The organism is Bradyrhizobium sp. STM 3843 (assembly GCF_000239815.1).
Taxonomy (GTDB): Bacteria; Pseudomonadota; Alphaproteobacteria; order Rhizobiales; family Xanthobacteraceae; genus Bradyrhizobium.
The window spans coordinates 188,141-212,803 of sequence record NZ_CAFK01000299.1 but is presented as its reverse complement, the minus strand read 5'-3'; the positions used below and the strand labels follow the sequence as shown (position 1 = coordinate 212,803).

General features: G+C 61.8%; 20 protein-coding genes. 12 read left to right on the top strand and 8 right to left on the bottom strand.

All coding sequences use genetic code 11. The annotated features are described in order from the left end of the window. Positions 1 to 236 precede the first annotated feature (236 nt). On the top strand, positions 237 to 1,028 hold the full coding sequence (locus BRAS3843_RS31335) for an alpha/beta hydrolase (protein WP_008973201.1): 792 nt from the start codon (positions 237 to 239) through the stop codon (positions 1,026 to 1,028). Positions 1,029 to 1,062: 34 nt separating this feature from the next. Here the strand turns inward: BRAS3843_RS31335 and BRAS3843_RS31330 are convergent, their stop codons facing one another. The 4 genes from BRAS3843_RS31330 to BRAS3843_RS31315 all read right to left on the bottom strand — a co-directional run bounded on the left by BRAS3843_RS31330 (position 1,063) and on the right by BRAS3843_RS31315 (position 10,576). Further along, entirely contained in the window at positions 1,063 to 6,606 is a 5,544-nt protein-coding gene (locus tag BRAS3843_RS31330) for an AAA family ATPase (protein WP_008973200.1), read from the bottom strand. Between the two features lie 141 nt (positions 6,607 to 6,747). Then, positions 6,748 to 8,049 carry a cytochrome c gene (locus BRAS3843_RS31325; protein WP_035983373.1) on the bottom strand — a complete coding sequence of 434 codons (1,302 nt, stop codon included), beginning with the start codon at positions 8,047 to 8,049 and terminating at the stop codon, positions 6,748 to 6,750. Continuing rightward, positions 8,042 to 9,820 (bottom strand): GMC family oxidoreductase, encoded by a 1,779-nt coding sequence (locus BRAS3843_RS31320; RefSeq protein ID WP_008973198.1) that lies wholly within the window; start codon positions 9,818 to 9,820, stop codon positions 8,042 to 8,044. The genes BRAS3843_RS31325 and BRAS3843_RS31320 overlap by 8 nt, the downstream gene beginning before the upstream one ends. 3 nt (positions 9,821 to 9,823) lie before the next feature. Beyond that, entirely contained in the window at positions 9,824 to 10,576 is a 753-nt protein-coding gene (locus BRAS3843_RS31315; RefSeq protein ID WP_008973197.1) for a gluconate 2-dehydrogenase subunit 3 family protein, read from the bottom strand. A 387-nt stretch (positions 10,577 to 10,963) separates the two neighbouring features. Between BRAS3843_RS31315 and BRAS3843_RS31310 the strand changes: the two genes are divergently transcribed. Beyond that, entirely contained in the window at positions 10,964 to 11,641 is a 678-nt protein-coding gene (locus BRAS3843_RS31310; protein ID WP_201768877.1) for a haloacid dehalogenase type II, read from the top strand. 43 nt (positions 11,642 to 11,684) lie between these two features. Here the strand turns inward: BRAS3843_RS31310 and BRAS3843_RS31305 are convergent, their stop codons facing one another. Further along, positions 11,685 to 12,215 (bottom strand): DUF417 family protein, encoded by a 531-nt coding sequence (locus BRAS3843_RS31305; RefSeq protein ID WP_008973195.1) that lies wholly within the window; start codon positions 12,213 to 12,215, stop codon positions 11,685 to 11,687. 574 nt (positions 12,216 to 12,789) lie between these two features. Between BRAS3843_RS31305 and BRAS3843_RS31300 the strand changes: the two genes are divergently transcribed. The 10 genes from BRAS3843_RS31300 (at position 12,790) to BRAS3843_RS31255 (ending at position 21,474) form a co-directional block, all read left to right on the top strand. Continuing rightward, positions 12,790 to 13,155, top strand: a complete 366-nt coding sequence (locus BRAS3843_RS31300; RefSeq protein WP_035983432.1) for a response regulator — start codon at positions 12,790 to 12,792, stop codon at positions 13,153 to 13,155. A 166-nt stretch (positions 13,156 to 13,321) separates the two neighbouring features. Continuing rightward, positions 13,322 to 13,807, top strand: coding sequence for a sigma-70 family RNA polymerase sigma factor (locus BRAS3843_RS31295; RefSeq protein ID WP_008973192.1), 486 nt, complete (start codon positions 13,322 to 13,324; stop codon positions 13,805 to 13,807). Positions 13,808 to 14,023: 216 nt separating this feature from the next. After that, positions 14,024 to 14,284, top strand: coding sequence for a hypothetical protein (locus BRAS3843_RS31290; RefSeq protein ID WP_008973191.1), 261 nt, complete (start codon positions 14,024 to 14,026; stop codon positions 14,282 to 14,284). Positions 14,285 to 14,378: 94 nt separating this feature from the next. After that, positions 14,379 to 14,900 (top strand): DUF417 family protein, encoded by a 522-nt coding sequence (locus BRAS3843_RS31285; RefSeq protein WP_008973190.1) that lies wholly within the window; start codon positions 14,379 to 14,381, stop codon positions 14,898 to 14,900. Between the two features lie 547 nt (positions 14,901 to 15,447). Continuing rightward, positions 15,448 to 17,100 carry an ATP-binding protein gene (locus BRAS3843_RS31280; protein WP_035983371.1) on the top strand — a complete coding sequence of 551 codons (1,653 nt, stop codon included), beginning with the start codon at positions 15,448 to 15,450 and terminating at the stop codon, positions 17,098 to 17,100. A 14-nt stretch (positions 17,101 to 17,114) separates the two neighbouring features. Further along, the gene (locus tag BRAS3843_RS31275; RefSeq protein ID WP_008973187.1) at positions 17,115 to 17,735 is read left to right on the top strand and encodes a response regulator; all 621 of its coding nucleotides are present in this window, start codon (positions 17,115 to 17,117) and stop codon (positions 17,733 to 17,735) included. A 428-nt stretch (positions 17,736 to 18,163) separates the two neighbouring features. Next, positions 18,164 to 19,015, top strand: coding sequence for an AraC family transcriptional regulator (locus BRAS3843_RS31270; protein WP_008973186.1), 852 nt, complete (start codon positions 18,164 to 18,166; stop codon positions 19,013 to 19,015). A 186-nt stretch (positions 19,016 to 19,201) separates the two neighbouring features. Then, a complete protein-coding gene (locus BRAS3843_RS31265; RefSeq protein ID WP_008973185.1) occupies positions 19,202 to 20,062 on the top strand; it encodes an alpha/beta hydrolase in 861 nt (286 codons plus the stop codon). Positions 20,063 to 20,264: 202 nt separating this feature from the next. Continuing rightward, entirely contained in the window at positions 20,265 to 20,753 is a 489-nt protein-coding gene (locus BRAS3843_RS31260; RefSeq protein ID WP_008973184.1) for a DUF417 family protein, read from the top strand. 115 nt (positions 20,754 to 20,868) lie between these two features. Next, the gene (locus BRAS3843_RS31255) at positions 20,869 to 21,474 is read left to right on the top strand and encodes a TMEM175 family protein (RefSeq protein WP_008973183.1); all 606 of its coding nucleotides are present in this window, start codon (positions 20,869 to 20,871) and stop codon (positions 21,472 to 21,474) included. 131 nt (positions 21,475 to 21,605) lie between these two features. Here BRAS3843_RS31255 and BRAS3843_RS31250 read toward each other — a convergent pair whose 3' ends face one another. The 3 genes from BRAS3843_RS31250 to BRAS3843_RS31240 form a co-directional block, all read right to left on the bottom strand. Further along, positions 21,606 to 23,369, bottom strand: coding sequence for an MOSC and FAD-binding oxidoreductase domain-containing protein (locus BRAS3843_RS31250; protein ID WP_008973182.1), 1,764 nt, complete (start codon positions 23,367 to 23,369; stop codon positions 21,606 to 21,608). A 35-nt stretch (positions 23,370 to 23,404) separates the two neighbouring features. Further along, complete coding sequence (locus BRAS3843_RS41840) at positions 23,405 to 23,911, bottom strand: DUF427 domain-containing protein (RefSeq protein ID WP_008973181.1); 507 nt, start codon at positions 23,909 to 23,911, stop codon at positions 23,405 to 23,407. A gap of 521 nt (positions 23,912 to 24,432) precedes the next feature. Next, a complete protein-coding gene (locus tag BRAS3843_RS31240) occupies positions 24,433 to 24,648 on the bottom strand; it encodes a hypothetical protein (protein WP_008973179.1) in 216 nt (71 codons plus the stop codon). Positions 24,649 to 24,663: the final 15 nt, after the last annotated feature.

Genomic DNA, 24,663 nt, shown 5'->3' with positions numbered 1-24,663 from the left:
GTGCTCAAAACTTCGATCATCTTCATGCCGCATGGGACCGTCGGGAATTGAACGCCGAAATGATCCCGTGCGCTGTAACCACACTGGCTGGACCGTCGAATAGAGCAAGTCCGGGTCCACGGAAGCGCAGCCGCGCTGCCTGTCAGAGCAAGGGAAGAGTTATGTCTGAGCAAATCCACCATGATCGCCGACGTTTCTTAGGCGCGGCGATGACAGTTGCTGCGGCGGAGCTCGGCATGCTTGCGCCGGCGGCGGCGCATCCTCGCGCGAGCAAGAAAGCCGTCCGAGCCCGCACCAAACGATCTGAAGCCGCGGACGCGAACGCCACGGTCGTCCTCGTCCACGGCGCCTGGGCCGACGGGTCGAGCTGGGCCCGCGTCATCACACCGTTGCAGTCCAGAGGGCTGAGGGCGTTGGCGGCACCGATCCCGCTCACGTCGCTGTCGGATGATGTCGCGGCGCTTGAGCGGGCATTGGAGCGAACCGATGGCCCCGTCGTCCTCGTCGCGCATGCCTATGCCGGTGCCGTGATAGGTGCCTGCACCAACGAGAGAGTTCGGTCGCTGGTGTTCATTTCGGCCCTCTCTCCCGACGAGGGCGAGACGGTCGCCGACGTCTTCTACCGCGACAAGCCGTCGCCAGAGGCGCCGAAACTTGCCCCCGACAGCCACGGTCTCCTCTGGATGCCCGACGACCGGTTCAGCGCCGCCTGGTGTCAGCATGCCCGGCCCGAACAGGCCGCTCTCCTCGCCGCGATCCAGCGTCCAATTGCCGTCGCGGCCATCAAGGAAAAGGCTCCGAAACCGGCATGGAAGGCGAAGCCGTCATGGTTCCTCGTCGCCGAGGAGGATCGAATGATCAATCCGGCGACACAGCTGTTCCTGGCGCGCAGGATGGGTGCGAAGGTTCGCTCGGCAAGGGTCGACCATGCGTCGCCGATCACGGCGCCGGAGCTGGTCGTCGGAATGATCCAGGAGGCCATCGCCGCTTCTGTCGCACGCCAAACCAGCACGCAGCAGCACGGCTGAGGGGCGAGACACGCGCTTTCCGGTAGGCGACGCTTCAACTCACTCCAGGTCCGTCGTTGATTGGAACGGTGAACTGGAAGGTGGCGCCGCGCGGCAGGTTGGCCTCGGCCCACAATCTGCCGCCGTGCGAAACGATGATCGATTGACATATCGACAGTCCAACGCCCAGGCCGCCCGGCTTGGTCGTGTAGAAGGGTTCGAAGAGACGCTGGAGATCTTCAGGCCGCAATCCAGGCCCGGTATCCGCGATCGATACCAGTACGGTGTCGCGATCCTCTCTCGTGGTGCGGATCACCAATCCTCGCTCGCCGTCTCTGGTCCCGCTCATCGCCTCGATGGCATTCAGGATGAGATTGACAGCAACCTGCTGCAACTCGACCCGGTCTCCGATGACCATGGGCAAGCTCTTGTCGAATTCAGTGCGCACCGAAACGCCATTCCTTGTTGCTTCGACCCGAGTGAGCTCGATGACATGACGGATGACCTGGTTGATCGCCAGGCAATCCCTTTCGCGCGGCGCCTTCTTTATGAGATCGCGGATTCGCTGAATGACCTCGCTTGACCGGATGCTGTTATGGACGACGCGTATCAGCGCTTCACGAACCTGCTCGAGCTTCGGTCTGTCGCGTTCCAGCCAGCGCAAAGCCGCCTGAGCGCTGGCCATGACCGCAGTGTTGGGCTGGTTGACCTCGTGGGCAATCGATGTCGCGAGCTGCCCCATGATCGCTACGCGGTTCGCATGAACGAGTTCCATCTGCGTTTCGCGGTAGCGCCGCTCGCTCTCGCGTGCCTCGGCTTCCGCACGCTTCCGCTCGCTCAGATCCAGCACGAAAGCTACGGCCTGATCCCGCTGCTCGTCGAATGCGGCCGCGCCGATCAGAATCGGAACGCGGGTGCCGTCCTTGCGGAAATACTCCTTCTCGAAGGGTTGGACAGCCCCGGTGGCCGCCAGCTCCGCGTGGGCGAGCGCATTGCGGTCGGCCCAGTCCGGGGGTGTCAGGTTGGTCCAGCGCAGCCGCCCCGCCTCGAGATCCGCGCGGTCGTATCCCAAGGTTTTGAGCAAGGCGTGATTGGCGTCAACGATGGCACCTTCCCCATTGAAGATGCAGATCCCGATGATATTGGCGTCAACCAGCCGACGAATCCTGGATTCGCGTTCCTGAAGTTCGCCGTACAGGCGGGCGTTATCGAGCGATGTTGCGGCTTCGGACGCGAGAAACCTCAGAACGGCGACACGCGCGGACGTAAACACACCCAGCGCGAGGTTGTTCTCCAGATACAGCAAAGCGACCGACCTGCCTTGTTTGATGAGCGGCAGGCAGAGCACGGACCGGGCGCGCGTGCGGCGAATGTACTCGTCGCCGTAAAAGGCGCCGCGCGTGGAGGCGTCGTCGAGAATGACGTGTTCCTGCGTGCGCGCAGTATAAAGGACGAGCGACTCCGGCAGTTCAGCATCGGAGATTGGCGAGTCGCGGAGAGCGATCCTGACCGAATTGTCCCAGGTCGTCGCTTCCGCCCGTATCCGCAAGTCCGTGTCCTGCGGCAAAATCAGCACTCCACGCTCCGCCCCGGCGTGCTCGATGGCGGCACGCAATAGTTTTTCGATAAGCTTCTCAAGCACGATATCGCCCGATACCGCCTCCGATACCTCGAGGACCGTTGCGAGATCCAATTGTCCAGCCGACGTTCCGATCGTGCTCATTGGGCCTGGTGGAGCTTCCTTCCCCTGCAGGAGAGGATACAACCCGTCCAATTGTCTTACCTTTCCATCGGCCCCCCACTGCAGATAGCAGTCGCGGGCTTCACGCAAATACATGTGTGCGATCTTCTCCAAGCCGCGTGCCGCGTAGAAACGGGCAGCGAGTTCGTTGGCGAGCGCCTCGTTGTGGATGAAGCCGTTTGCGCGCGCCGATCGAATTGCTTGTTCGTAGAGCTGCTCGGCGTCGAGTGGGCGATCTTGAATGCGCGCGATCTCCGCGCTCACCAGCGCTGCGCGGTTCTCGAAATTCTCAGGGCAGCGCTCTGCCCATACTTCGAGCTGTCCATGCTGAGCTATTAGAGTCTCCAAATGGTTCTCTTGCCTGTCGGGTAACGCAGAATCCCAGAGCGCCGCGTGAGAAAGAGCTCCATAAAAGCACAGCTCGGCGGTTTCGAATTGCGATGGTGATGTCCAGAGCTGCCGTTGCGCGCCCAGCGAGGCATGGACTGCCGAAGCGTAGTCACCGGCGAAGAAGCGGGCCTGTAGTTTCCGTACCCAATACCAGCACTCGAGTTCCGCCAAGGCGGGGTTGCTTCCCAGATGGCGCTCGAACAGAAGCTCATCGAATTGATCGTCGTCGAAGGATCCGAATTTTGCAGTCAGGCCGCGAAGGCTTCGGACAAGGCCAAGCTGCACTTTGATGTGGTCGACGACGAGGCCGAAGCGAACCTCTCGGGCAAATTGCAGGCTGTCCTCGGCTTCGCGTTGCACCTCAACCAGCGGATCTCCCGCCGCCAGCTGGTTCTTGATCAGGTGGTCGCAACAAAAGCCGGCGTAGGTCACGTCGCCGACCTCACGTGCCGCATCGAAGGCGCGGCGCACCAGATCGCGGCCGTCCCGGACATGCCTGGTCCACGGCAGGACGATGTCTCCGAAGGACATATAGGTTCGTGCCTGAAAGCGCTTCAGCCCGCGCTTTTCGACGAGGTCATAACCGAGCCGGCCGAAGCGAAACCCGCCTTGATAGTTGCCGAATCGGGGCCCTGCTATGATCGCGAGCCATACATAAGCGTAACACGAGCCGTCGCTGTTGCCGTGCTCGAGGCTTAGATTGACCATGCGGCAGATGACGAATGAAGACAAGTTCTCGTCGTAGAACAATGCCGGCGTCTGGACCTCAACCAGGACATTGAGAACGTCGAGGACGTCCGGATCGGTCATCAAGGGCAGGTCAAGCAGGTCCTCGATGTGCCGGTCCCCAAGCTGGGACCAGATGCGCTCGCATTCGCGAAGCACTTCGTCGCGAGTAGGGCGCGGCGACCAATCGGTGCCACGGCTTCGCAGAAATTCGATACATACCTCCACCGCGCGATCGCTCCGATCCAGAGCCGTGTAGACCCTGAGACGTAAACGCGCGACGATAGCGACATGGTGTCGGCTTCTTGCTCGATGCGCCAACATCGAAAGCCGAGCCTCGGCCGCCGGCATTTGTGCCGTCAGTAACTCACACTCGGCCGTGAGGACTTCGATGGAGAACATCAGCTCGTAGTTGTCGTCCCAGCTGTCTTCGGTCAACAACGCCCGGCTGGCTGAGAGATAGTTCAGCGAAGAGGCGTAGGCTGTCGACGTCTTCGCGCGTCTGCCGGCAATGAAATTCAGCTCTGCGACCTGCCGACGTTCCTCACCTGTCGCGATCAGGTGAGATCCGCGGTTGAGTTGGTTGACGATCTCGAAGATCTCCTCCTCCCGCTTCTCCGGAGAGGCGTGCGCCGCAAGCAGCCTCCCGATACGGAGATGCGCTTGCGCGCGCAGGTGCTCCGGGATCAACGAGTAGGCGGCTTCCTGAACACGGTCGTGGAGAAACCTATAGGAGTCCTCTGATCGAAAGACGAAACCCGCACGCACGGCTTCCCAAAGCCGGCCATGTATGTCCTGTTCGGAACACTGGTAAACCATCCGGCACGTCGCAAATGTCGCGCTGTTGCCGAGACACGAAAGCAGCTGCAATGCGCTCTGGGTGTCCGCCGGAAGGCGGCTCAGCTTCCCGACCATGAGGTCCACGGCGTTGTCGGTGTAGCCTTTGGCGAGAATGCGGCCGACGTCCCAGGACCATCGTCCTTCGCCATGCTTGAACGTGAGCAAACCTTCCTCCGCGAGCGCGGAAATGAACTGAATGGCAAAGAAAGGATTGCCCGCGGTCTTGTGGTGGACTAGTTGCGCGAGAGGAATGGCGCGCTCGAGTTCGCAATGAAGAGAATCCGCGATCAGCTGTCCCAGGTCTTCGCCCGTCAGAGGCGCAAGTACGATGTTCCGTGCAATCGCTCCTGCCTGGCGGATTGCTTGCAGCTTGCGCATCAGAGGATGGCTGGCGCCAACCTCGTTATCGCGATAGGCGCCGATCAGCATCAAGTATCGCAGATCTGGCCGGGTCAACAGATCCTCGAGCAAGTCGAGTGTCGCCGCGTCGAGCCATTGCAGATCGTCGAGGAAGAGGGCGAGCGGGTGTTCTGGCCGCGCGAATACTCCGATAAATCGACGGAACACGAGTTGAAAGCGGCCTTGTGCGTCCTGTGAAGGAAGTTCGGGTATTGGTGGCTGTTCTCCTATGATGAGCTTCAACTCCGGAACGAGGTCGACGATGAGCTGTCCGTTCAGACCCACGGCCTCTCGAATGGCATCCCGCCACCCGCTCAGCTCTGCTTCGCTCTTGCTCAGGAGGGGGCGGACCAGGGCCTGAAAGGCCTGCGCCAAAGTGGCGTAAGGAATGTCGCGCTTGTACTGATCGAACTTGCCGGATGCGAAGAGCCCGCGCGGGGGAACCAGCGATTTGTGGAGTTCGTTGACGACAGCGGACTTGCCGATACCGGAATATCCGGAAACCAGCAGCAATTCGGGCCGGCCGCCGTTGACGATCCGGTCGAATGACGTCAGCAGGGTCTTTGTCTCCTGTGCGCGCCCGTACAGTTTCTCAGGAATCAGCAACCGGTCTGACCGGTCGTGTTCGCCGAGCCGGAATTCGTCGATGCGGCCCTGAGTCTCCCATTCAGCCAGGCAGCGTCGAAGGTCATGCTCAACGCCTGCCGCCGTCTGGTAGCGTTCCTCGGCAGTCTTGGCGAGCAGCTTCATGACGATTGCCGAGACGGCGCCCGGGATATTCTTCGACCGCTCGGCGGGTGGTGTCGGCTTCCTGGCGACGTGGCAGTGAACCCACTCCAGGGGATCTGAAGCCGTAAACGGCGGAGTGCCGGTGAGCATTTCGTAGAGCGTGGCTCCCATCGCGTAGAGGTCGCTCCGGGAATCGATCGAGCGATTCATCCGCCCGGTTTGTTCTGGCGCCATATAGGCAAGTGTTCCCGCGATGAACTCGGGAGGTCCGGGCCACTGCCGCTCCCGAGGAAGGCGCGAAGCGACGCCAAAGCCGGTGAGCCACACTTGGCCGGTCGTGAAATTGACGACAATGTTTGTGGGCTTGATGTCCTTATGGATGAGGCCCCGCTCATGCAGTCGGCCAACCGCGACTGACAAGCCGACGGCAAGTCTCAGGTATTTGCCGAGCTCCATCGGTGCCCCGAGCAGCCGCTTGAGCGGTTCACCGCCGCCGTCTTCGAGCACCAGCAAGGCGCGACCGCGCTCGCGGATCAGCTCCAGCGGCCGGACGGCCCAATCGCCGTCCAGCTCGTCCCGTAGCGCGTATTCGTGTGCGAGCCGGTCGAGGCTGGCCGGTGTTGGAGCAGTAGCGCCGGGCTTTACGATCAAGACGCTGTGAAGCTCGCCGTCGACGTCCGGCCGCCATTCGCGGCAGAAGACGAGTTCTCCGTCGTCCCACAAGACTTCTGGATCGGCATCTCTCTTGCTGGAGATTGGCGAGGATACGTTCATCTGCCGGGTTCCGGAACCTATCCGGCCACTCCGTGGAGAGAGGCGGTATCAGTAACCATTCGTCCCCTTCGTCAGCCTACTCGCGACGCAGATTGCCTACAATAGTATTGGTCGCAGCGGTCATGGGAGTGACGCGGACGGCTAGTCCGGTCGAAGCTCGGTGTCGAGGCGCACCTTCGAGACCTGCTTGGACGCGATTGGGTCGGCTATCCCGCCCCAACGACTTCGGATGTAGGTGAGGACGGCTGCGATCTCGCTGTCGTCGAGCTCTCGGCCATAAGAGGGCATCCCGGAGGCGGTAGGCTGGGCACGCGTCCCCACGCTTCGGGCACCTCGCAGAATGATGCGGATCGAGGTTGTCGGGTCGTCCGATCGGACCATCGAGGACTCGGCTATGGATGGGAAGAGTTCCTCGATGCCCTTGCCCTCCAGGCCATGGCAGGCCGAGCATTGGTCTCGATAGATGGCACCTCCGGCAACCATGGCTGGATTATCCAGGGCCAGCGGAGATGCCGCAAAGGTGGCTCCGACCGTGGTCGATGTTGGCGTCCTTGCGGGAGGCGGCGAAGCTCCGCCGGTCTTGCCGGGCAGCGATTTCAGATAGGTCGCGATGGCATCGAGGTCGGGATCGCTCATATGCGCGGTCGATAGCGTCACCACTTCGCCCATCGGTCCGGTCGCCGCCGTCATGCGATTGTGGCCCGCCTTCAGGTACGAGACCAGATCCTCTTTCGACCATTTGCCGACGCCAACGCGCGCGTCATTCGTTATGTCAGGAGCCGACCAGCCCTGAAGGTAGCTGCCCTGGAGATATTGTGCGGCCTTGTCGCCGCCAAGAACGGTCTTCGGCGTATGGCATGCGCCGCAATGGCCTGGTCCATCGACCAGGAATGCACCACGGTTCCACTCGGCCGACTTGCTTGGATCCGGTCGGTATTCGCCTTGCTGGAAATAGAGTGCATCCCACACCCGCATGGCCGTGCGGATGTTGAACGGGAAAGGCAGGGTGTCGGCCGTGACCGCATTGCGGACCGGCGTCAGGGTGTTCAGATAGGCGCGGATTGCAAGCACGTCGTCGCGGGACATCTTCGTGTAGGCGTTGTACGGCATCGCGGGGTAGAGGCGCGAACCGTCGGGGCCGATTCCTTTGCGGACGGCTGCGTCGAACTGCTCGTCGCTCCAGCTGCCGATGCCCGTTTCCGGATCGGGCGTGATGTTCGGGGCGACGATATTGCCGAAAGGCGTTTCGATTGCACGCCCGCCCGCGAATGGCTGGTTGCCGCCGGGCACCGTGTGGCAGCTTGCGCAGTCGGAGAGTATCGTCAGATATCGTCCGCGTTCGATCTGCGTGAACTCCTGAGGATCGGAGCCGCCGGCGTAGCAGGGGGCAGTGGAGAGAAGCAGCGCGGTGACGGCAAACAAATGACGGGATCGCCTACGCATCGACGAGTCTCCCCGGGCTCTTCAGATATTTGGTCCGGATCGCGGTGGCCGCCCAAAAGGCGAGAGCTCCGACCGTAAGCGTCGGATTATAGCCGGCATTCTGCGGGAATGCGCTCGCGCCGAGCACGAAGAGGTTGGGCACGTCCCAACTTTGGAGATAGCGGTTGATGACGCTGGTTGTCGGGTCGCTGCCCATCACCGCCCCGCCGTTGAGGTGGGTCGTCTGATAGGTCGTGATGTCATAGGGCCCTTTGCGGTATTGCACGTCGAGCTTGCTCGCACCCATCGCCTTGATGATTTCCGCGAACTTGTCGGTCAGAAACCTGTTCTGCTTGAGCTCGTTTTCCTTCAGATCCATCGTGATGCGCATCAGCGGACGGCCGAAGCGGTCGCTGTAGGTCGGATCCAGGTCGAGATAGATGTCCTTGTAGGCGTAGAAGCTGCCGTGCACGCCCGTGCCCGGCTTGACGGTCGACAGGTAATTCTCCTTCACGGCGCTCTTCCAGGCCGCGCCCCATTTCGGCGTTCCCGGCGGAACGAGGGTGCTTTCGATCGGGCGCGCGCCTGTCTGCACTTGTCCCATATAGCCGCCGCCGACGAAGCCATGGGGGCCGTGATCGAAGTTGTCGCCATTGAATTCGTCGATACACATGCCGATCGCGCCCGAGGCGATGAACGGGTTGAAGTTGAATTTCTTCGGATCGAAGAAACCGTTCACGGTCGAGATGGTCTGATGCGTGTAGTTGCGTCCGACGGTGCCGGTGCCCGCGACGGGATCGTAGGGGCGGCCGATCTTGGAGTGCAGCAGAAGCTGAACGTTGAACAGCGTGTAGGCCGACAGGATCACGAGGTCGGCAGGCTGTTCCCATGTCTCGCCGCTGGTATCGACGAAGGTGACTCCGGTCGCCCTCTTTCCGGACCGGTCGAGATTGATCCTGATCACCTCCGAATTGTCGCGTGCCGTGAAGTTGGGCTTTCGCACCAGATAGGGAAGTATCGTGGTCTGAGGGCTCGCCTTCGAATAATTGCTGCAGCCGAACCATTCGCAGAAGCCGCAATAGGTGCATGGTCCCATCTTCATCCCAAGCGGGTTCGTGTAGGCTTGGGAAAGGTTTCCGGACGGCTGCGGAAACGGCTTGTAGCCGAGCTCGCGGGCCGCTTTCCCAAACAGCGTGTGGCTGAACGGTTGCGCTTGAGCGGGAGTCGGATAGGGGCGGGAGCGCGAACCCTCGAACGGATTGCCGCCTTCCATGATCTGGCCGCGGAGATTGCCCGCAGTGCCTGAGGTCCCGCAGAGATATTCGAAGCGGTCGTAGAACGGCTCCAACTCGTCGTAGGTAATTCCCCAATCCTGGATGGTCATGTCGTCCGGGAGGAACGAGGCGCCGTACCTTTCCGTCAAATGTGTCTTGAGCACGAAATCGGACGGCAGGAAGCGCCACATCTCGGCGTTCCAATGCACGCCTCCACCGCCGACGCCGTTCGGCGGCATGAACGCGCCCCAGCTCCGGATCGGAAGCGCCGTTTGGTCCATCTTGTTCCTGAACGTGAAGGTCAATTGCTCCGGCCGCAGGAAGAGTTCGTGACGAACGCGATACCTCAGTTCGTCCTGCATGTACGTCGGAGGAAAATCCGTCGGTGCGTCGCGCCACGGGCCGCGCTCGATCGCGACCACCTCGAGGCCTTCACCGGTCAGCTCGTTGGCCATGATCGATCCGGTCCAGCCGAGGCCGATGATGACGACGTCCTTCTTGGGAAGCCGTGTTGTCATGATCTACCTTTCCGCCCGCGTCCACTCGGCCCGTCCCGTCAGGCTCACCGGCGGCAGCGGAAACTTTTCGTTATGTCGGTTGATCCAATCGAGATAGTTGTAGCGAGCGCCGGGGTAGCCGATCATCTTCCACGCGACCATGTCGCGATTGCCGCCGTAGATCGGATCCGCGAAAAATCCCGTCTGCAGGTCCTTGACGAGCTGGTCGAAGAAGGCCTTGCCGTCGGCGCCGTCGAGCTCGAGCTTCCCTTTCTCGAGATCCTCCAGGACGCGATCCTTGTCGGCATCCGAAAGGTCCGAGAACGCCTTGCCGCCGAACTTCGCTCTGCAACTCTTCGTGAGGGCAGCCAACGCCTCGCGGTATTGTTGCGCCGGTCCCTTGTCGGATTGGTGCCCTTGGTTCCTGGCCCCCTTCAGGAATGGGGGTCTGAGGTACAGGCCGTCCTGGCGTCCATAGGGACCGGCGAGCTGCCGATCCAGGAAGACCGCGCATCCGGAATCCTTGCCGCCGGGCGTGTCCGGGTCGGGTGGAATGATACGATCGGCGAGCGCCTCGACTGTCCTGCCTTCGTCGCCCGTGAAGAAATGCCATGGTCCAAGGGTCGCGGGCGGCGGTGGATTTCCGGCATTCGGGGTCCATGGAAGATGGTCGTAGATAACCGTTGCGCCGGAATGTGAGGCGCCGAGAACGAAATATGCCGCGCCTGCCAACAGAAGCTGGCGTCGGCAGAACTCGAATTGACTGTCTCTCTTCATGTCCGCGTTCCAGCAGCCAAACTGCCGAGAGCGATCGGCCGGAGACCGAGTCCGGCCGCTCGAAGCAGCAACCGCCGACGGTTTCCTCTGATCGGGGAACCCGGCGAGATGCTGCACCTTCCCTGCATGCTAAGTATTCGGGGGTGCCACTGAATTGGTTACAGGCTCGATCGGAGTTTGAGCAGGGATCCAAAGTCGGAACCTGCCGCTGGGCTGCATGCCCTGCCGGCGCACAGTTTCTCGGCTCGCCTCGTAACCTGGCGCGGTCGTTCTGCGAACTATCTCATCCGGACTGCGCTGGTCTGCGCGTTGCGTCGTGAGCGGACCACCCCTCCTCAAAGCGCCACCCAAGCGAAGATGGAGTCCCGTATCATGCCCGCGCTTCCCTTGATCGTCTTCGACGTCAATGAAACGCTTCTCGATCTGCAGACCCTGGAGCCGACGTTCAGGCGCATCTTCGGAGACAAGGTCGATACGCGGCTTTGGTTTGCCAACCTCGTCATGTACTCGCTGGCGCTGACGGCTGCACGCTCCTATGTGCCATTTACTGACATTGGTGCTGCCGTCATGGAGATGCTTGCGAACACCCAGGGCATCAAGCCTGCGAGCGCGGACATCAGGGAGTTCAAGGAGAGATTTTCGACGATGCCGCCTTATCCGGAAGTGCCGGGTGCACTACGGAAGCTGCGCGACGCCGGTTTCCGGCTGTTTACGCTGACCAACAACCTGGTTGAAGTTCAAACCCGCCAACTCGAGCAGGGCGGCATTGGCGGCCTCTTCGAACGATGCTTCAGCGTGGACAGCGTCAAGGTCTTCAAGCCGTGGCCGCAGACCTATGCCAGCGTCGAGAAGGTGCTCGGAGTTGGGCCTTCGCAGCTCTGCATGATCGCCTGCCACACCTGGGATACGCTCGGTGCGGTGGCGGCCGGTTGGGAAGCCGCGCTCGTCAGGCGTCCCGGCAACGACATCCTGGGAGTTGGCCCGCAGCCGCAGATCGTCGGCGACAACCTGACGGACGTCGCCGAACAGCTCATCGCCCGCCACAAGGGGCGCGGTTTGTCGTGACTGTCGCCCCTTGGGCTGCCGGCGAAAGGCAATTTCGTCGATGTCATCGCATCATCGCCTCTCGTCGAACCATGTCTGTCCGGACAGTTCGTTCACCGGCTGCTGCGCGAAGGATGTCGTGCTTGAGCAGATAAACCGAAGCCGCGAGCAGTACGACATCCTTCATGAGGAAGAGAAATGGCAACGTCGCTGCGGGAAAGCCGCCGGCCGGCGCCGCCCAAGCATCCGGAAAGAACGGAATGATCGTGACCGTTGCGACATAGGTGGCGCATGAGCCGAGCGAACCCAGGAGGGCCGCCTTTCTGTTCCAGAAGCCGAGCAGCAGGAGAGATCCAAATAGCCATTCCGCCGAACCGAGGAAGTAGGCCGCGCCGCGAACGCCAAACAGCGGATACAGCCAGAAGATCAGAGGCCCATGGCTGATGAATGGAATCAACGCATGCGCCTCGTAGTCGAACCATTTCTGGCAACCAAACACGAGGAAGACGATGACCATCGCCGCGCGCGTGAGATGGTAGTCAAAGTCGCCATTGACGAGAGGGAGCTTCGCTAACTTACCCAAGAGGTGGTCCATGTGACTTCGCTCCAATGCGCCGCATTGCGGGGATCGGCAGGGCTGCCGCGATCGAACGAGATCAGGCCGGTGCCGTAGCCGCTGATGCGATCAGCAATATCAAGGCGGCAACAACGGCGCTGCGCATTGATTATCGCCAGTTTCGCGAAGTTGCGCAGTTCAGCTCCGTTTTACAAAGATCGTTGCTCTCCGGCCGGACGCCCGTTTCGCGGGCCTCCAACGTCGCCACGGGGAAGCGAAGAGCACGGTGCCTCTCTGCTCACCGACATTTACCGGCGCGTGGCCCCGTAGCTTCAGTGGGGCGACAGACCCATACCAAGGTATAGGGGTGGGCATCACAACCGGGAGATTGTGGGGCCTGGCTGTCGAACGCATGTTATTGGTTCGCCTGCGCAATCGTCGGCGCAGCCAATGGATTTTCCTCACTTGGGGAGACCGAGCCATGTACGCCTGGCGATCACACATCAGCGCTTGCGCCCGCAATAACCGAGCCGACGGCGCGGCGGCTCACGAGCGAATTCCTCTTGTTTCGATCGAGTTTCGATGACGTTTCGGCCTCGTGGGGGCAGGTCCGGTGAGCGTCCCGTTCGTAGGAGTCGTCGATGATGACGAGGGTCTGTGCCTATCTCTGGTGGACCTGATGCGATCGATCGGCTACCGCGCCGAGCCGTTCGACAGGGCGGAGATGCTGCTGAGCTATGCCGATCGGTTCGACTTTGATTGTATCATCGCCGACGTCCACATGCCGGGAATGGGCGGCCTTGAGCTCGTTCGAGAGCTCCAGGCGCAGAACATCGCGGCTCCGGTCATTCTCATCACGGCTCTACCCCACGATCAGCTGGATGGCGAAGCGCTTTCGATAGGTGCATTTGTCCTTCTCAGAAAGCCTTTCGATACCAGCACCTTGCTTGAGTACATCGAGAGGAGCCTTCGAAAATGACAGTGCCCTTGGGCGAGGTCATGTCAAATACTGGCTCGCTGCCGGCCGGCGACGACGAAGCCCGGCGTTCGCGACCGCGCGAGGGCGGAGGCCTCTCGTGAACGAGGGACGGAAAGCGGTCGGTTCGAGGAGATGGGGCGAGCGTTCGGAGCGGTGGGGTCGCCTCATGGTCGCAGCACGGGCAGGGGATGGAGCGGCGTATGAGCAGTTGCTCCGAGAGTTGGATCGCTGGCTGCGCGCCTACTACGCCCGGCGACTTCCATATCCCGCCGCTGAAGATGCGCGGCAGGAAGCGCTTCTGGCCATCCATGCCAAACGGCACACTTATTCGGCTTCAAAGCCGTTCGGTGCCTGGCTTGCGGCGATTGCCCGCTACAAATGGATCGACCGCCTTCGGGAGGCCTCTCGAAACTCCGAGCTGTCGCTTCACGAGGAAATCGCAATAGAAGGTCACGAAGGTGCCGCGATCAGCGCCGCCGCACTGGACCAGCTACTTGGTCAGTTGAAGCCTGCGCAAGAGCGTGTGATCCGCCTCGTCAAGCTCAACGGCCTCAGCATTGCGCATGCGTCCGGCGCCACCGGTCAATCTGCCGCTCTGGTCAAGATCAATATTCACCGGGGATTGAAGAAGCTGGCGGCGCTGATCTCCTGAGCGCGTTGCGGTGGCGGATCGCACGACGAGCGGACCATATTGCATCCTCTGCCCAGACGCGAAGGCCGATGCGCTGCGCATCTTTCAAATTTCCCCGGCCGAAATTCCAACAATATAGCCTCAACCGCAACAACTCCGGAAAAGCAGGCGCCGACGAATCCTTGCATGATGCAGGCGCGTTCACCGCGACTTCGTACAACATTGTGAGGCGCGCCAGTGCACTTTCGTCCATGGCCCCTTGTTCTTTTGAGCTTCCTGTCCATTCCCCCGGCGGCCTTGGCCGATCCCGCCGCCCCGCCGCCTTCGAGAGAGCAAAGCGCGGTCGACGGCGTGCACGTGCAGCCACGCAGGGACACGTTCATGCCGAATTCGGCGGCCGAAGACGAACTGCAGAGGCGCATCACGGACTTCAATCAGAAGCAGGGCGGCGTCGAAGCCGAATTCGACAGAAAATTGAGAATTTGTCGTGGTTGTTGAGCGATGTCGTACCGGTTGCACCGTCGGATTGTGATCGCTCGTTGAATGTCGGGGCGAACGAGGTCGTCAGTCAGAAACCAGGAGGAGTTGCATCATGAGCACATTGGCGAGTAGCCCACGGAGTCCGATCCTGTACAAACTGTCTGGATCTGGCCTGCTCACGGGAGACCTCGACTATCACATCGTTCGAGCTTCGATGGTCATCCTGTTCTTTTTCTTTGGGTATCAGAAGTGGTGGGCCTACGAGGCCGACCGTCTCGAACCGTTCATCAGCAATGGCCCGCTCATCTGGTGGCTCTATCCCGTGTTCGGCCACCAGGGCGCCAGTTGGTTCCTGGGCGTTGCGGAGTGGACTTTCGGCGCTCTGATATTCGCCGGATTTTGGAGCAAGCGTCTGGGCATTCTCGGCGCGGCAGGATCGACCGCAACGTTCGTCGCAACCGTCTCGATCATCCCTTTCATGCCGGGTGGCTGGGATGCTTCGGCAGGCGGGTTTCCCGCGATGACAGGAAATGTCCCCTTCCTGATGAAGGACGTCGTGCTGCTGGCCGTATCGCTCTATCTGCTGAAGCAGGATGCGGTGCGCGCTCTATGGCCACAGCGTTCGGAATTCTGACACCGACGTGCAGAACCCGGCGCGGGAGCCAGCAGGCAAACGCATCTGTCTCGAAGCTCGCCGGTGCAGGGGGCTCCGCAAGCTAGCGGAAGCCCTCGGCCCGTCATCCGGATGCATCTCTTCGGAATCGGCACGGGAGCCTGCGACCGTCCGGCCTCGGACAGAGAAGGTCTGCGACGGTTCCCTCGTCACCCGGCGCCGATGCTGAGGCGAGCACCGTCGCATGCACGTGGTGTTGCAACAGCCACCCAACATCCAATGCCGGCGTCGCGGCGCGCGCCGCCGTCCTTGCGTTCGCTTCGAAGCCCCGCGCATGCGGCGACAAATAAGTCTCGCCGGACTCCATGCGTTCGCGGCAGTGATCAAGTTGGTTACAGTCTGCGATAAATTTCGAGGGGGCTTCAGAACTTGGCAATGCTCGCAACTCCGGTTAGATGTTCCGGGTGTGCCGGCGAACTCCCTTTCATACTTTCGTGCGTATTCGCAAAGTTGGCGGAACCGGGCGAGGTGCAGTCCGTCACTGCAGGGTGATGCGTCGGGATGTCGGATGTACACCGCGAGAAGTCTCGGCATGAAGCGTGGAAACGAGACGTGCGAACTCGAGCTGATCGCCGAGGCGCTCCAGACGATATCGAGAGAGCGCAGCTATCAGGGTTTGGCGAAGGCTCTCCTGGAGGAGGCGGCCCGTTGTTCCGGGGCCACCAGGGGGGCGGTCCTGCTCAATGGGCAGAGGGAGTTGCTGGACAAGGCGGATGCGAGTTTCCCTCGCGAAAGGGCAAGCTTCTTCGCGTCCTTTCCTGTGAGTGCCGAATTCCGACTACCGGCGGAGCTGGCTGAACAGGTCCTCGACCGCAAAGAGGCGGTCGTCAGACAGGTCGGCGCGGAGGATTTGGCGCTCGTCGATTTGAATACTCCAGCCTCTCGGAAAATAAGTCAGCTTTGCTTGCCCTTGATGCATCTCGAGCGAGCGATTGGCGTGCTCTATCTCGAAGCGGAAGGAGACGAGCAGAGGTTCTCACCCCGGAGCGTCTCGGTGATTTCGATGCTTGCCTTGCAAGCTGCCGTCTCGTTCGAATCCGTGCGCCTCTTCGAGGCGCTGCGCGAGACCAACATGTGGATGATCAAGGGCCAGCAGATCGGCGGGATGGGCAGTTATCGGTGGAACACACGGACGCTCCTGTCTCGTGGATCGCGCGAAGTTTACCGCATCTTGGACCTCGACCTCGATGTCATTCCCGTTCCGTTCGAAATGTTCAAGAGCCGGGTGCACCCCGAGGACTATCCCGGCCTGGAGCAGGCGCTCACCGAGGCGATCTCGACCAAATCTTCGTTCGCCCACGAATACAGAGTGGTCCATAGAGACGGCAAAACCCTGCACGTCGAGGCCGTAGGACAATTCGACGACGGTCCGAGTGGCGACCTGGAGCTGGAAGGCATCATCACCGACATCACCCAGCGGAAAGCCGAGGAGCAGGCGCTTGCGGATGCGCGGAATGAGCTTGCACGAGCCTCGGGTCTCGCCTCGCTCGGCGAGCTTGCGGGTTCGATCGTTCACGAGATCTATCAGCCGTTGACGGGAATGATCATGAGCGCGGAGGCCTGCCTTCGCTGGCTCGCCAGGGATCCGATCGAGCCGATCGACGCCCGCAGATCGGTCACACGCATTATCGAGCAGGCACGTCGAGCTGCGGAGGTCGCGACGTCCGTCAGGTCCCTGGTGCGGGGCACGCAAGTTCAATTTTCGAGGTTCGATATCAATGATGCCGTTGGAGAGGTCCTGCTACTGTCTCAACGGGAGATAGAGCGAGCCGGCGTCACCGTGCGCACGGACTTCGACAGGTCGTTGTCCCACATAGAAGCCGATCGTGTTCAGATCCAGCAGGTCGCTCTCAACCTCGTTCGAAACGCCGTCGACGCGATGGCGGACGTCGAGGGAAGAAACCGCATTTTGACGGTCTGTTCGAGGGCGGCCGATGATATGATTTCGGTGGCAGTCGCGGATACCGGAGTCGGCATCCATCCGGCCAATAGAGAGCGCATCTTCGAGACGCTCTACACGACCAAGGGAGCCGGGCTCGGTCTGGGACTGTCGATCTGCCGAAAGATCGTCAGGCTCCATGGAGGCCGTCTATGGGTGGAAGAAAACGAGATGCATGGGACGAAGTTCATCTTCGTTCTCCGGCGTCGCCAGTCGCCATAAGTGTCGAAAGGTCAATGGGCATGCCGTCCGCGGGCTTGGTTCACATCGTCGATGACGACAGCGCGGTCCGTGTGTCTCTTGGCGACCTGCTCGAGTCCATGGACTACCAGGTTGCGTTGTACGGATCTGCTTCGGATTTCATGAAGGTCGAACTGCCGGATGCTCCGGCATGTCTTGTGCTCGACGTCAGGCTGCCGGGAACGAGCGGCCTGGAGCTGCAAGAATACCTGATGAAGATGAATATCGGCATCCCCATCATCCTGATGACCGCGTTTGGTGATATTCCGATGTCGGTGAGGGGCATGAAGCTCGGCGCGGTCGATTTTCTCACGAAGCCGATAAGGGATCAGGACCTCCTCGATGCCGTTGCGTCCGCGATCCGAAAGGACAAAAGCCGCCGCGACGAGATCGCCCATCTCGTGCAGTTGCGCGAGAAGTTCGCGCTCCTGACCGTTCGCGAGCGTCAGGTGATGGCGCTTGTCGCGTCCGGCTTGATGAACAAGCAGGTTGCCAACGAGCTGTCGATCAGTGAGGCAACCGTGAAGATGCACCGTGGCAGCGTGATGCGTAAGCTGGGAGCCAGGACAGTGGCGATGCTCGCCCGGATGGCTGAAGCACTCGACCTTCAGGGCTGAACCAAGAGACCCGCGAGTCGTAAATCATTTCGACGCGACTGGATAGAGACCCATACCAAGGTATGGGAAGGAGCAGCACAAGCGGGAGGTTGCGAGCTCGGGCGAACGAAAGCATGCTCACCGTGCGCATTGCTACCGGTTCATCTGGTAGCCTGCTTTCGCCGGAGAGATGATGCCACGCAAATTCGCAACGGTCCTGCGGCTCGTCATATCGCAGCGGTCCGATCCACCCTCGCTTCGACGTAAAGTCTCTCGTTGCGGCATTCCGACGCCCGCGGGCATCCAGCGCAATCAATAGGTCGACAGCGATGGGGACGTACTTATCAGGTTCGGGTGAGAGCGGCATCGGCGCTTGTCTCATTCCCATTTCGTATGCTCGGTCGGACCGAAGTGCTTCTTCGAAGTTGGGCGGGAGTGGTCTCGACCCCATGGTCAGCATAACGCCTTCCGAGCCGGTAAAACGTCTCGGGACCGGCTGGCGCTGGTGGTTCTCGGATAACATCTACGTCCCGGTCGACAGCAAGATCGAGTTTCGCTTTCGGGGATCACGGCACCTCCTCGTGTTGTACAATGAGGGGGCACGGACCAGTGCTGAGACTCTGATCGACGAACAATATTCGTCGAAGCTTCGGGGCTCTGACCGCAGACTAACGTTCGTGCCGGCCGGGCACGCCTACCGGGAATGGTTTGAGACGGGTTCGGCCGCTCGTGTAACATTTCTCTACCTGGATCCGGCCGCTCTTCATAAGGCCGACGGCGAAGGCAGCCTGTCGCCGAGGGTGTACCTTTGGGATTCCCTGGTCTGGGAGACCGCATCCAAACTGAAAAAGGCGATCGAGAGCCGCGGAGCGAATTGCACGGCATACCTGGAGGCGCTCTCCAGCGTGCTCGCCCATGAGCTATCCGGGCCCAGCCAGGCGCTCGCTCGCGAGCCGGTGCGGGTTAGTCGCGGTGGTCTCGCCAGCTGGCAGAGGCGTGTTGTCGTCGAGTACATCGAGGAGCACCTGGGAGAGCAAGTGTGCCTTGTGAAGCTCGCGGCGCTCGTTCGGCTCAGCCTCCACCACTTCTGCCGTGCGTTCAAGCAGTCGTTCGGCGTCCCGGCCTATCAGTATCAGGTTCAGCGCCGCATGGAGGCTGCCAAGCTGCAGTTGGCCGACCGGGCGATATCGATAACGGACATCGCGCTCAGCCTGGGCTATGCGCAGACGAGCTCTTTCAGTTCGGCGTTTCGCAAGACGACGGGATGGACTCCCACGGATTATCGCAGGGAGTTCGAATGAACCCGTGAGCATCGCACGGAATTTGCGGCGGCGTGCGATCCGGGCAGGAAAAATCGGCGGCTCCCTGTAACCGGATCACGTCGACGCACGAACTTCCTGCGCAGGACTGCTCCGGATTTGCCAGCCGTATCGTTGCGTCCACACGGCGGAGGCGCCCCCTGGACGCCGGATCGCGAGGAACTGGGTATGACGACCATTCGCTACCGCAAGGCCAATGTTGACGGGTTGAACGTCTTCTACCGCGAGGCCGGCCCGTCCGACGCACCACCCTTGCTGTTGCTTCACGGCTTTCCCACCGCGGGCCATATGTTTCGCGACTTGATCCCGGCACTCGCAGATCGGTTTCGCCTGGTCGCACCGGACCTGATCGGATTCGGCCAGTCCGATATGCCGGCACGCGAGACCTTCGCATACACTTTCGCTGCTCTGGCCAAGGTCACCGAACGGTTCACCGAGGTCATAGGGCTTGCGCGGTTCGCGCTCTACGTCTTCGACTATGGTGCGCCGACCGGCTTCCGAATGGCCCTTCGGCATCCCGAGCGCATCAGCTCCATCATCTCGCAGAACGGCAATGCCTATGAGGAGGGGCTGAGCGAGGGCTGGAGTCCGATCCGGGCCTACTGGCAGGATCCGTCGCAGACGAACAGGGCGGCCTTGCGGACGTTCCTTTCGCCCGAGACCACCATTTGGCAATACACGCATGGCGTGGCCGATACGTCCCTCGTGTCTCCGGACGGATACACCCTCGACAACTCTTATCTCGCGCGCCCCGGCGCCAGCGAGGTGCAACTCGACCTGTTCGGGGACTACAAGAGCAACGTCGTGATGTACCCGGAATTCCAGGCCTACTTTCGAAGACACAAGCCCCCGTTGCTGGCGGCGTGGGGCAGGAACGACCCCTTTTTCCTGCCGCCGGGCGCGGAAGCCTTCAGGCGCGACATTCCGGGAGCCGAGGTGCGCTTCTTCGACACGGGCCACTTTGCGCTCGAGACCCATTGCAGGGAAATCGCGGCGGCGATCCGCGACTTTCTCGGTCGGTCCAAATGAGAGCGCAGAAGGCCCCGCTGCTTGGGAGCCTGCCGGCAAGGCGGCTCTAGGGCCTTGGGCCACCGGTGCGAAGAACATTGGTCACGCATGCACATCATTGTGACCCAGCAAAGCCTAGACCCGCGTAACGACAGGCTTCCCCCTACGTAAGGATTGCAAGGCGCGCTTGCGCGCCAGCCGAAATCGCGACGAGGGAAGCCGGATGAAAGTATCGTTCAATGTCGCAGAGAGCGGAGACGGGTCCTATCGCCTGCTGGCGATCCTCCGCTGGGTGATGGTGGTCGTATTCGTGTCCTTTGGCATGCAAAAATTCACGCTGCAGTCGGCGCAGGGCATCGTCCAGTACATCAGCAATAGTCCATTTTTTTCGTGGCTATCGCTGTTCGGGCTCAGAGGAGAAGCCTATGTCCTCGGGGGCGTGGAGTTTGTCATTGCGGCTCTGCTCGCCGCAGGGGCTTTCAGCCCGGTCTTGTCGGCTGTCGGCTCGCTGATGGGCGTGATCACCTTTGCCACGACGTGGTCGTTCTTCTTCACGACGCCGGGGGTCGTCAAATGGAGCCTCTCGACTGACCCGATAGCGTGGAATCTGACCGGCGAGTTTCTGTTCAAGGATATCGTTTTGCTTTGCGTCTGTGTCGTGCTGTTCCTGGCCTCCTTGCCGAGGTCCGTCATCGGCTCGCGGGCTGCCTAGAACGCCCGCGGCGTTGCCTCGCTGAAGGTGCGCATCCGCCCGGAGCGCTCGCTGCTTGACGCGGCCGCCTCGTCCTGAAAACCTTGCGCACCTTCGCCGCATGGGAGCCGCAACCATGCTACGCAGAGCGACACCGGAGCGACTGAGCACGTTCTCCGACGGCGTGTTCGCCGTGCTCATCACCGTGCTCGTGCTGGAATTGAGGCCGCCCACCCGGCCCACTTTCGATGCCTTGCTGGCGCTCTGGCCGACATGGCTGAGCTACGCGGTGAGCTACCTCTTCATCGCAATCGTCTGGGCCAACCACCACTACCTGATGCGCTACGCCAGTGACGCGACGCCAAACCTGTTGTGGTTCAATTTCGCGCATTTGTTCTCGATCTCGCTGCTTCCGCTCGCTACGGCCTGGATGGCGGTGAGCGGACTCGCGCCGCAGCCGGTGGCCTTCTATGCGGCGGTCTTCTTTCTGGTCAATGCAACCTATTGTGCGCTTGTCTGGGAGCTCATCCACCGGACGCCCGGCCCGAGGATTCTGCCGAAGGTGCGTAGGAGCATGCGTCTACGGTCCGTGACGACGTTGTGCCTCTTTGGCGCGGCTGCGGTCATGGCGCTGAAGTACCCGCTTGCAGGCCTTGCGATCTGCGTCGGTTGCCTCGTCGGCTATCTGAACCCAGAGCCGCCCTGGGCCGAGCAGCAACCCGACGGAACCGAGCAAACGTAGTTGCCTCCACGCGCGGCTCTGTGGCTGTATTTTTCCTCGCAGGTGATCACCTCGACCGAGAAGGTCATGACCGCCGTGTCGTTGTACTCATCGCGCCACGTCTTCTCCCCAATAGAGGCCGCCACTTCGATCTAGAGATCGATGACGACGTCACCAACCGGCTGTGAGCAACAGACCAGAACGTTGCCGGCGGCGGGCTTATCGAGCGGCTCCGGTTCGTAAGTGACTGCACCGGAAACCAGGCCGCTTTCGCAGTTGTGACAGACGCCGGTCCGGCACGACCAGCGGACCGGGACGTCGCACGCTTCGGCCAGTTCCAGGATGTTTTGGTATGGTGAGGCCTTCCAGTGTGCGACGATGCCGCTGCGTGCGAACGATATCACGGGACCGGTGTCGGCATCGTCCTGCGGCGGATGCGGAGCTCGCGGCGCCGCGCCGACGACGCCGGGAGTCATCGACTCGCTGCCATTGAAGAGCTCGACATGAACTCGCTCTGGTGCGACGCCCAGGGCCAGCAATGCCTCCTTCATGTCCGCCATGAAGCGAGCCGGCCCGCAGAGGTAGGCCTCGGCCTCGCGCGGAATGCCGACGCCGTCGAAGACCGATCGCGACAGATGACCCGTCGCGTCGAAATCCACTCCGACTTCGTCGCGCGCGCCCGGCTTGCTGTAGCAGACATAGCTGCGGCCGCGGGTGAGCGAGGGCAGGAGGCGGCGGACTTCCGCGGCAAATGGATGATGCTGTCGGTCGCGCGCCGCGTGGATCCAGAACACCGGCCGGGTCGAATGAGCCGCCGCCAGAGCGTGCAGGATTGCCAGAACGGGCGTCGCTCCGATACCCGCGCTGAGCAGAACCAGGGGCCGCTCTCCGGATTGCAGGACGAAGCTTCCGCGCGGTGCGCTGACGTCGAGAACATCGCCCACCCGGACGTGCTCCCGCAGGTAGGTCCCGCCCGCTCCGTCCGGCTCGATCTTCACGCTGATCCGATAGCGCTCCGTCGAAGGGGGGCCCGAGAGCGAGTAGCTGCGAAAGAGCAGGGGGCGGCCGCCGGTCTGTCGAAGACGCAGGACGACGTATTGGCCGGGCAGAGCCGCCGGCAGCGGCAGAGCATCCGGATGCTGCATCGACAGCGAGAGGACGTCGGCGGACTCCTGTTCGATCGCCGTCACCGTGAGCGGGTGAAATCCCGGTGCAACCGGATGCGCGGCGGCCGCGGGGGCGAGCCCCGGATTGCCGCCACCAGCGTCAATCGTTTGTCTCTGTCTCAAGGCCTCAAAGGACGCGCGCCATCCCGGTGAAAGCGCGTCAATCCGCAGAGCGCGCTCCAATCCGTCGCGCGCATGGTTCGGCAGATAGAGAAGCGCGTTGATCTCCCCAACCGTCATCCGCTCGCGCGCCTCGCCAACCCTGACGATTTCGTCGCCGGCGCCGACTTCGCCCTCCCGCAGGACGCGGAAGTAGAATCCAGGCCGCCCGCTGGATGTCAGCAGTGCCGGCATCCGCGGCTCGTCCATCCGGATGCCGACGCGATAGCAGGTCACGCGCGGTTGACTGACCTCGAACAACGCGCTGCCGATTTGATAGCGATCGCCGATGCAGACGGAATCGTCGGCCAATCCTTCGACCGTGAAGTTCTCGCCGAACTGGCCGTGGACGAAGTCGCTCCGCTTCAGCTGCTCCTGCCAGTAGCGATACGATTCGATCTGGTAGACGAAGGCGGCTCGTTGCTCGCCCCCGTGGCCGCCAAGGTCGCCTTGACCGTCTCCGTCGAGGTTCAGCCGGCCGACGCGACAGCGGCCAGGCACAGGAGTTTTCCAGATTCCGGTGTGTACGGTGCGGCCTCTCCACGCGATATCGCGCGGAAGCCCGACGTTCACCGATAGTAGTCGCGCCATGTGCCGCTCCACAACTGACGGGGACCGCAGTCCTCCTAGCCGCCCGCCGGCGCGGCGGGCTCGCCACCGGCGGCCTGCTCGCGACCGACTTCGGCGACGTCGAGATTGCGATCCGGACCGTGCGGAACCACCGACTGGCCCGGCTCAAGATGAAGTTGGATGCCATCGAGATGGACCGAGACGATATCCGGTTCGAACGACACCAGGCTGGAGATGCGTCGGACCTCCGGATAGGCGTCAGGATACGACCACGCGGCCTGTCGTGCGTCATCGATCGAGTAATAGCTGCAGAGCCCCTTGTACGGGCAGAACGTCTGGAGTTTCACGGGGGTGAGGGCGGATTCGTCGATGTCGGCCCGTGGCACATACCAGCGCGGCGCGAAGCCGGATTCGTAGAGCACCAGCGGGTGTTCCGTATCCGCGACGATCCGGTCACGGTAGCGGACCACGAGGTGACGGGAAGCCTGGCGAATGTCGATGCGGTGGTAGGGGTCTGCGGCATGGCCGACGATTCTTTCGTCTTCCTCGTAGAACGCATCCATGGCACGCCACGCGAAGGCGACGCGGCCGTGCAGGTCATTCGCGTGGGCGGGCAGGTTGCCGTGCTGCCACGCGCCTCGCGGCGCGACGTGCTGCCCGTCAGCCCGGACGCTGTACCAGGACGTGAGCCCGAGATCGGGATGTTGCGTGGTGTGCTCGGTGCGCTCCAGGGTGCCTGGAGGGTGCCTGGGGAGACATCGGTTTCAGGAAAATAGGCCACCGGATAGCGGCCCGGCTCGAACAGCAAGAGAACGTCCTCGCTATCGGCGATCCATTGTCCTCCAAAGCGCACCCGCATGCGCCGGCGTAGCCGCTCCACATACAACAGTCGCTTGGGCAGCGGCTCCGGCACGAGGAACCGGCCGATTGCGCCCGTCGAAAGTGGACCTTGCTGCCAGGATAGTCCCACAGTTCTCTCCCTCGTTAGGTCTGATGATCGAGGCTGGCGGCGGTCGAGGCACTCTCTCCCGGGAAGGCAGAACCGGCACAAGGTTTTATGAACGTCGCGCGGCGTGCCAGCATGTCAATTCTCTCGGATGTCCTGAAATGCAAGGAGCTGCTCGCGGCGCCTGATCAGCAGTTCCAGCCGGGCGACCCGGTCCTCGATGAGCTGGCTGACGGCGTCTCCGCCCATCGTTCCAGTATAAGCGTCGGCCTGTCCAATCAATTCGCGGAGGTCCTCGGTCGCGGCGGCAATTTGCCGTTCGATCTCGGCGAGGTTCGCGTCTTCGTCGCTCATTACGATCGTCACTCT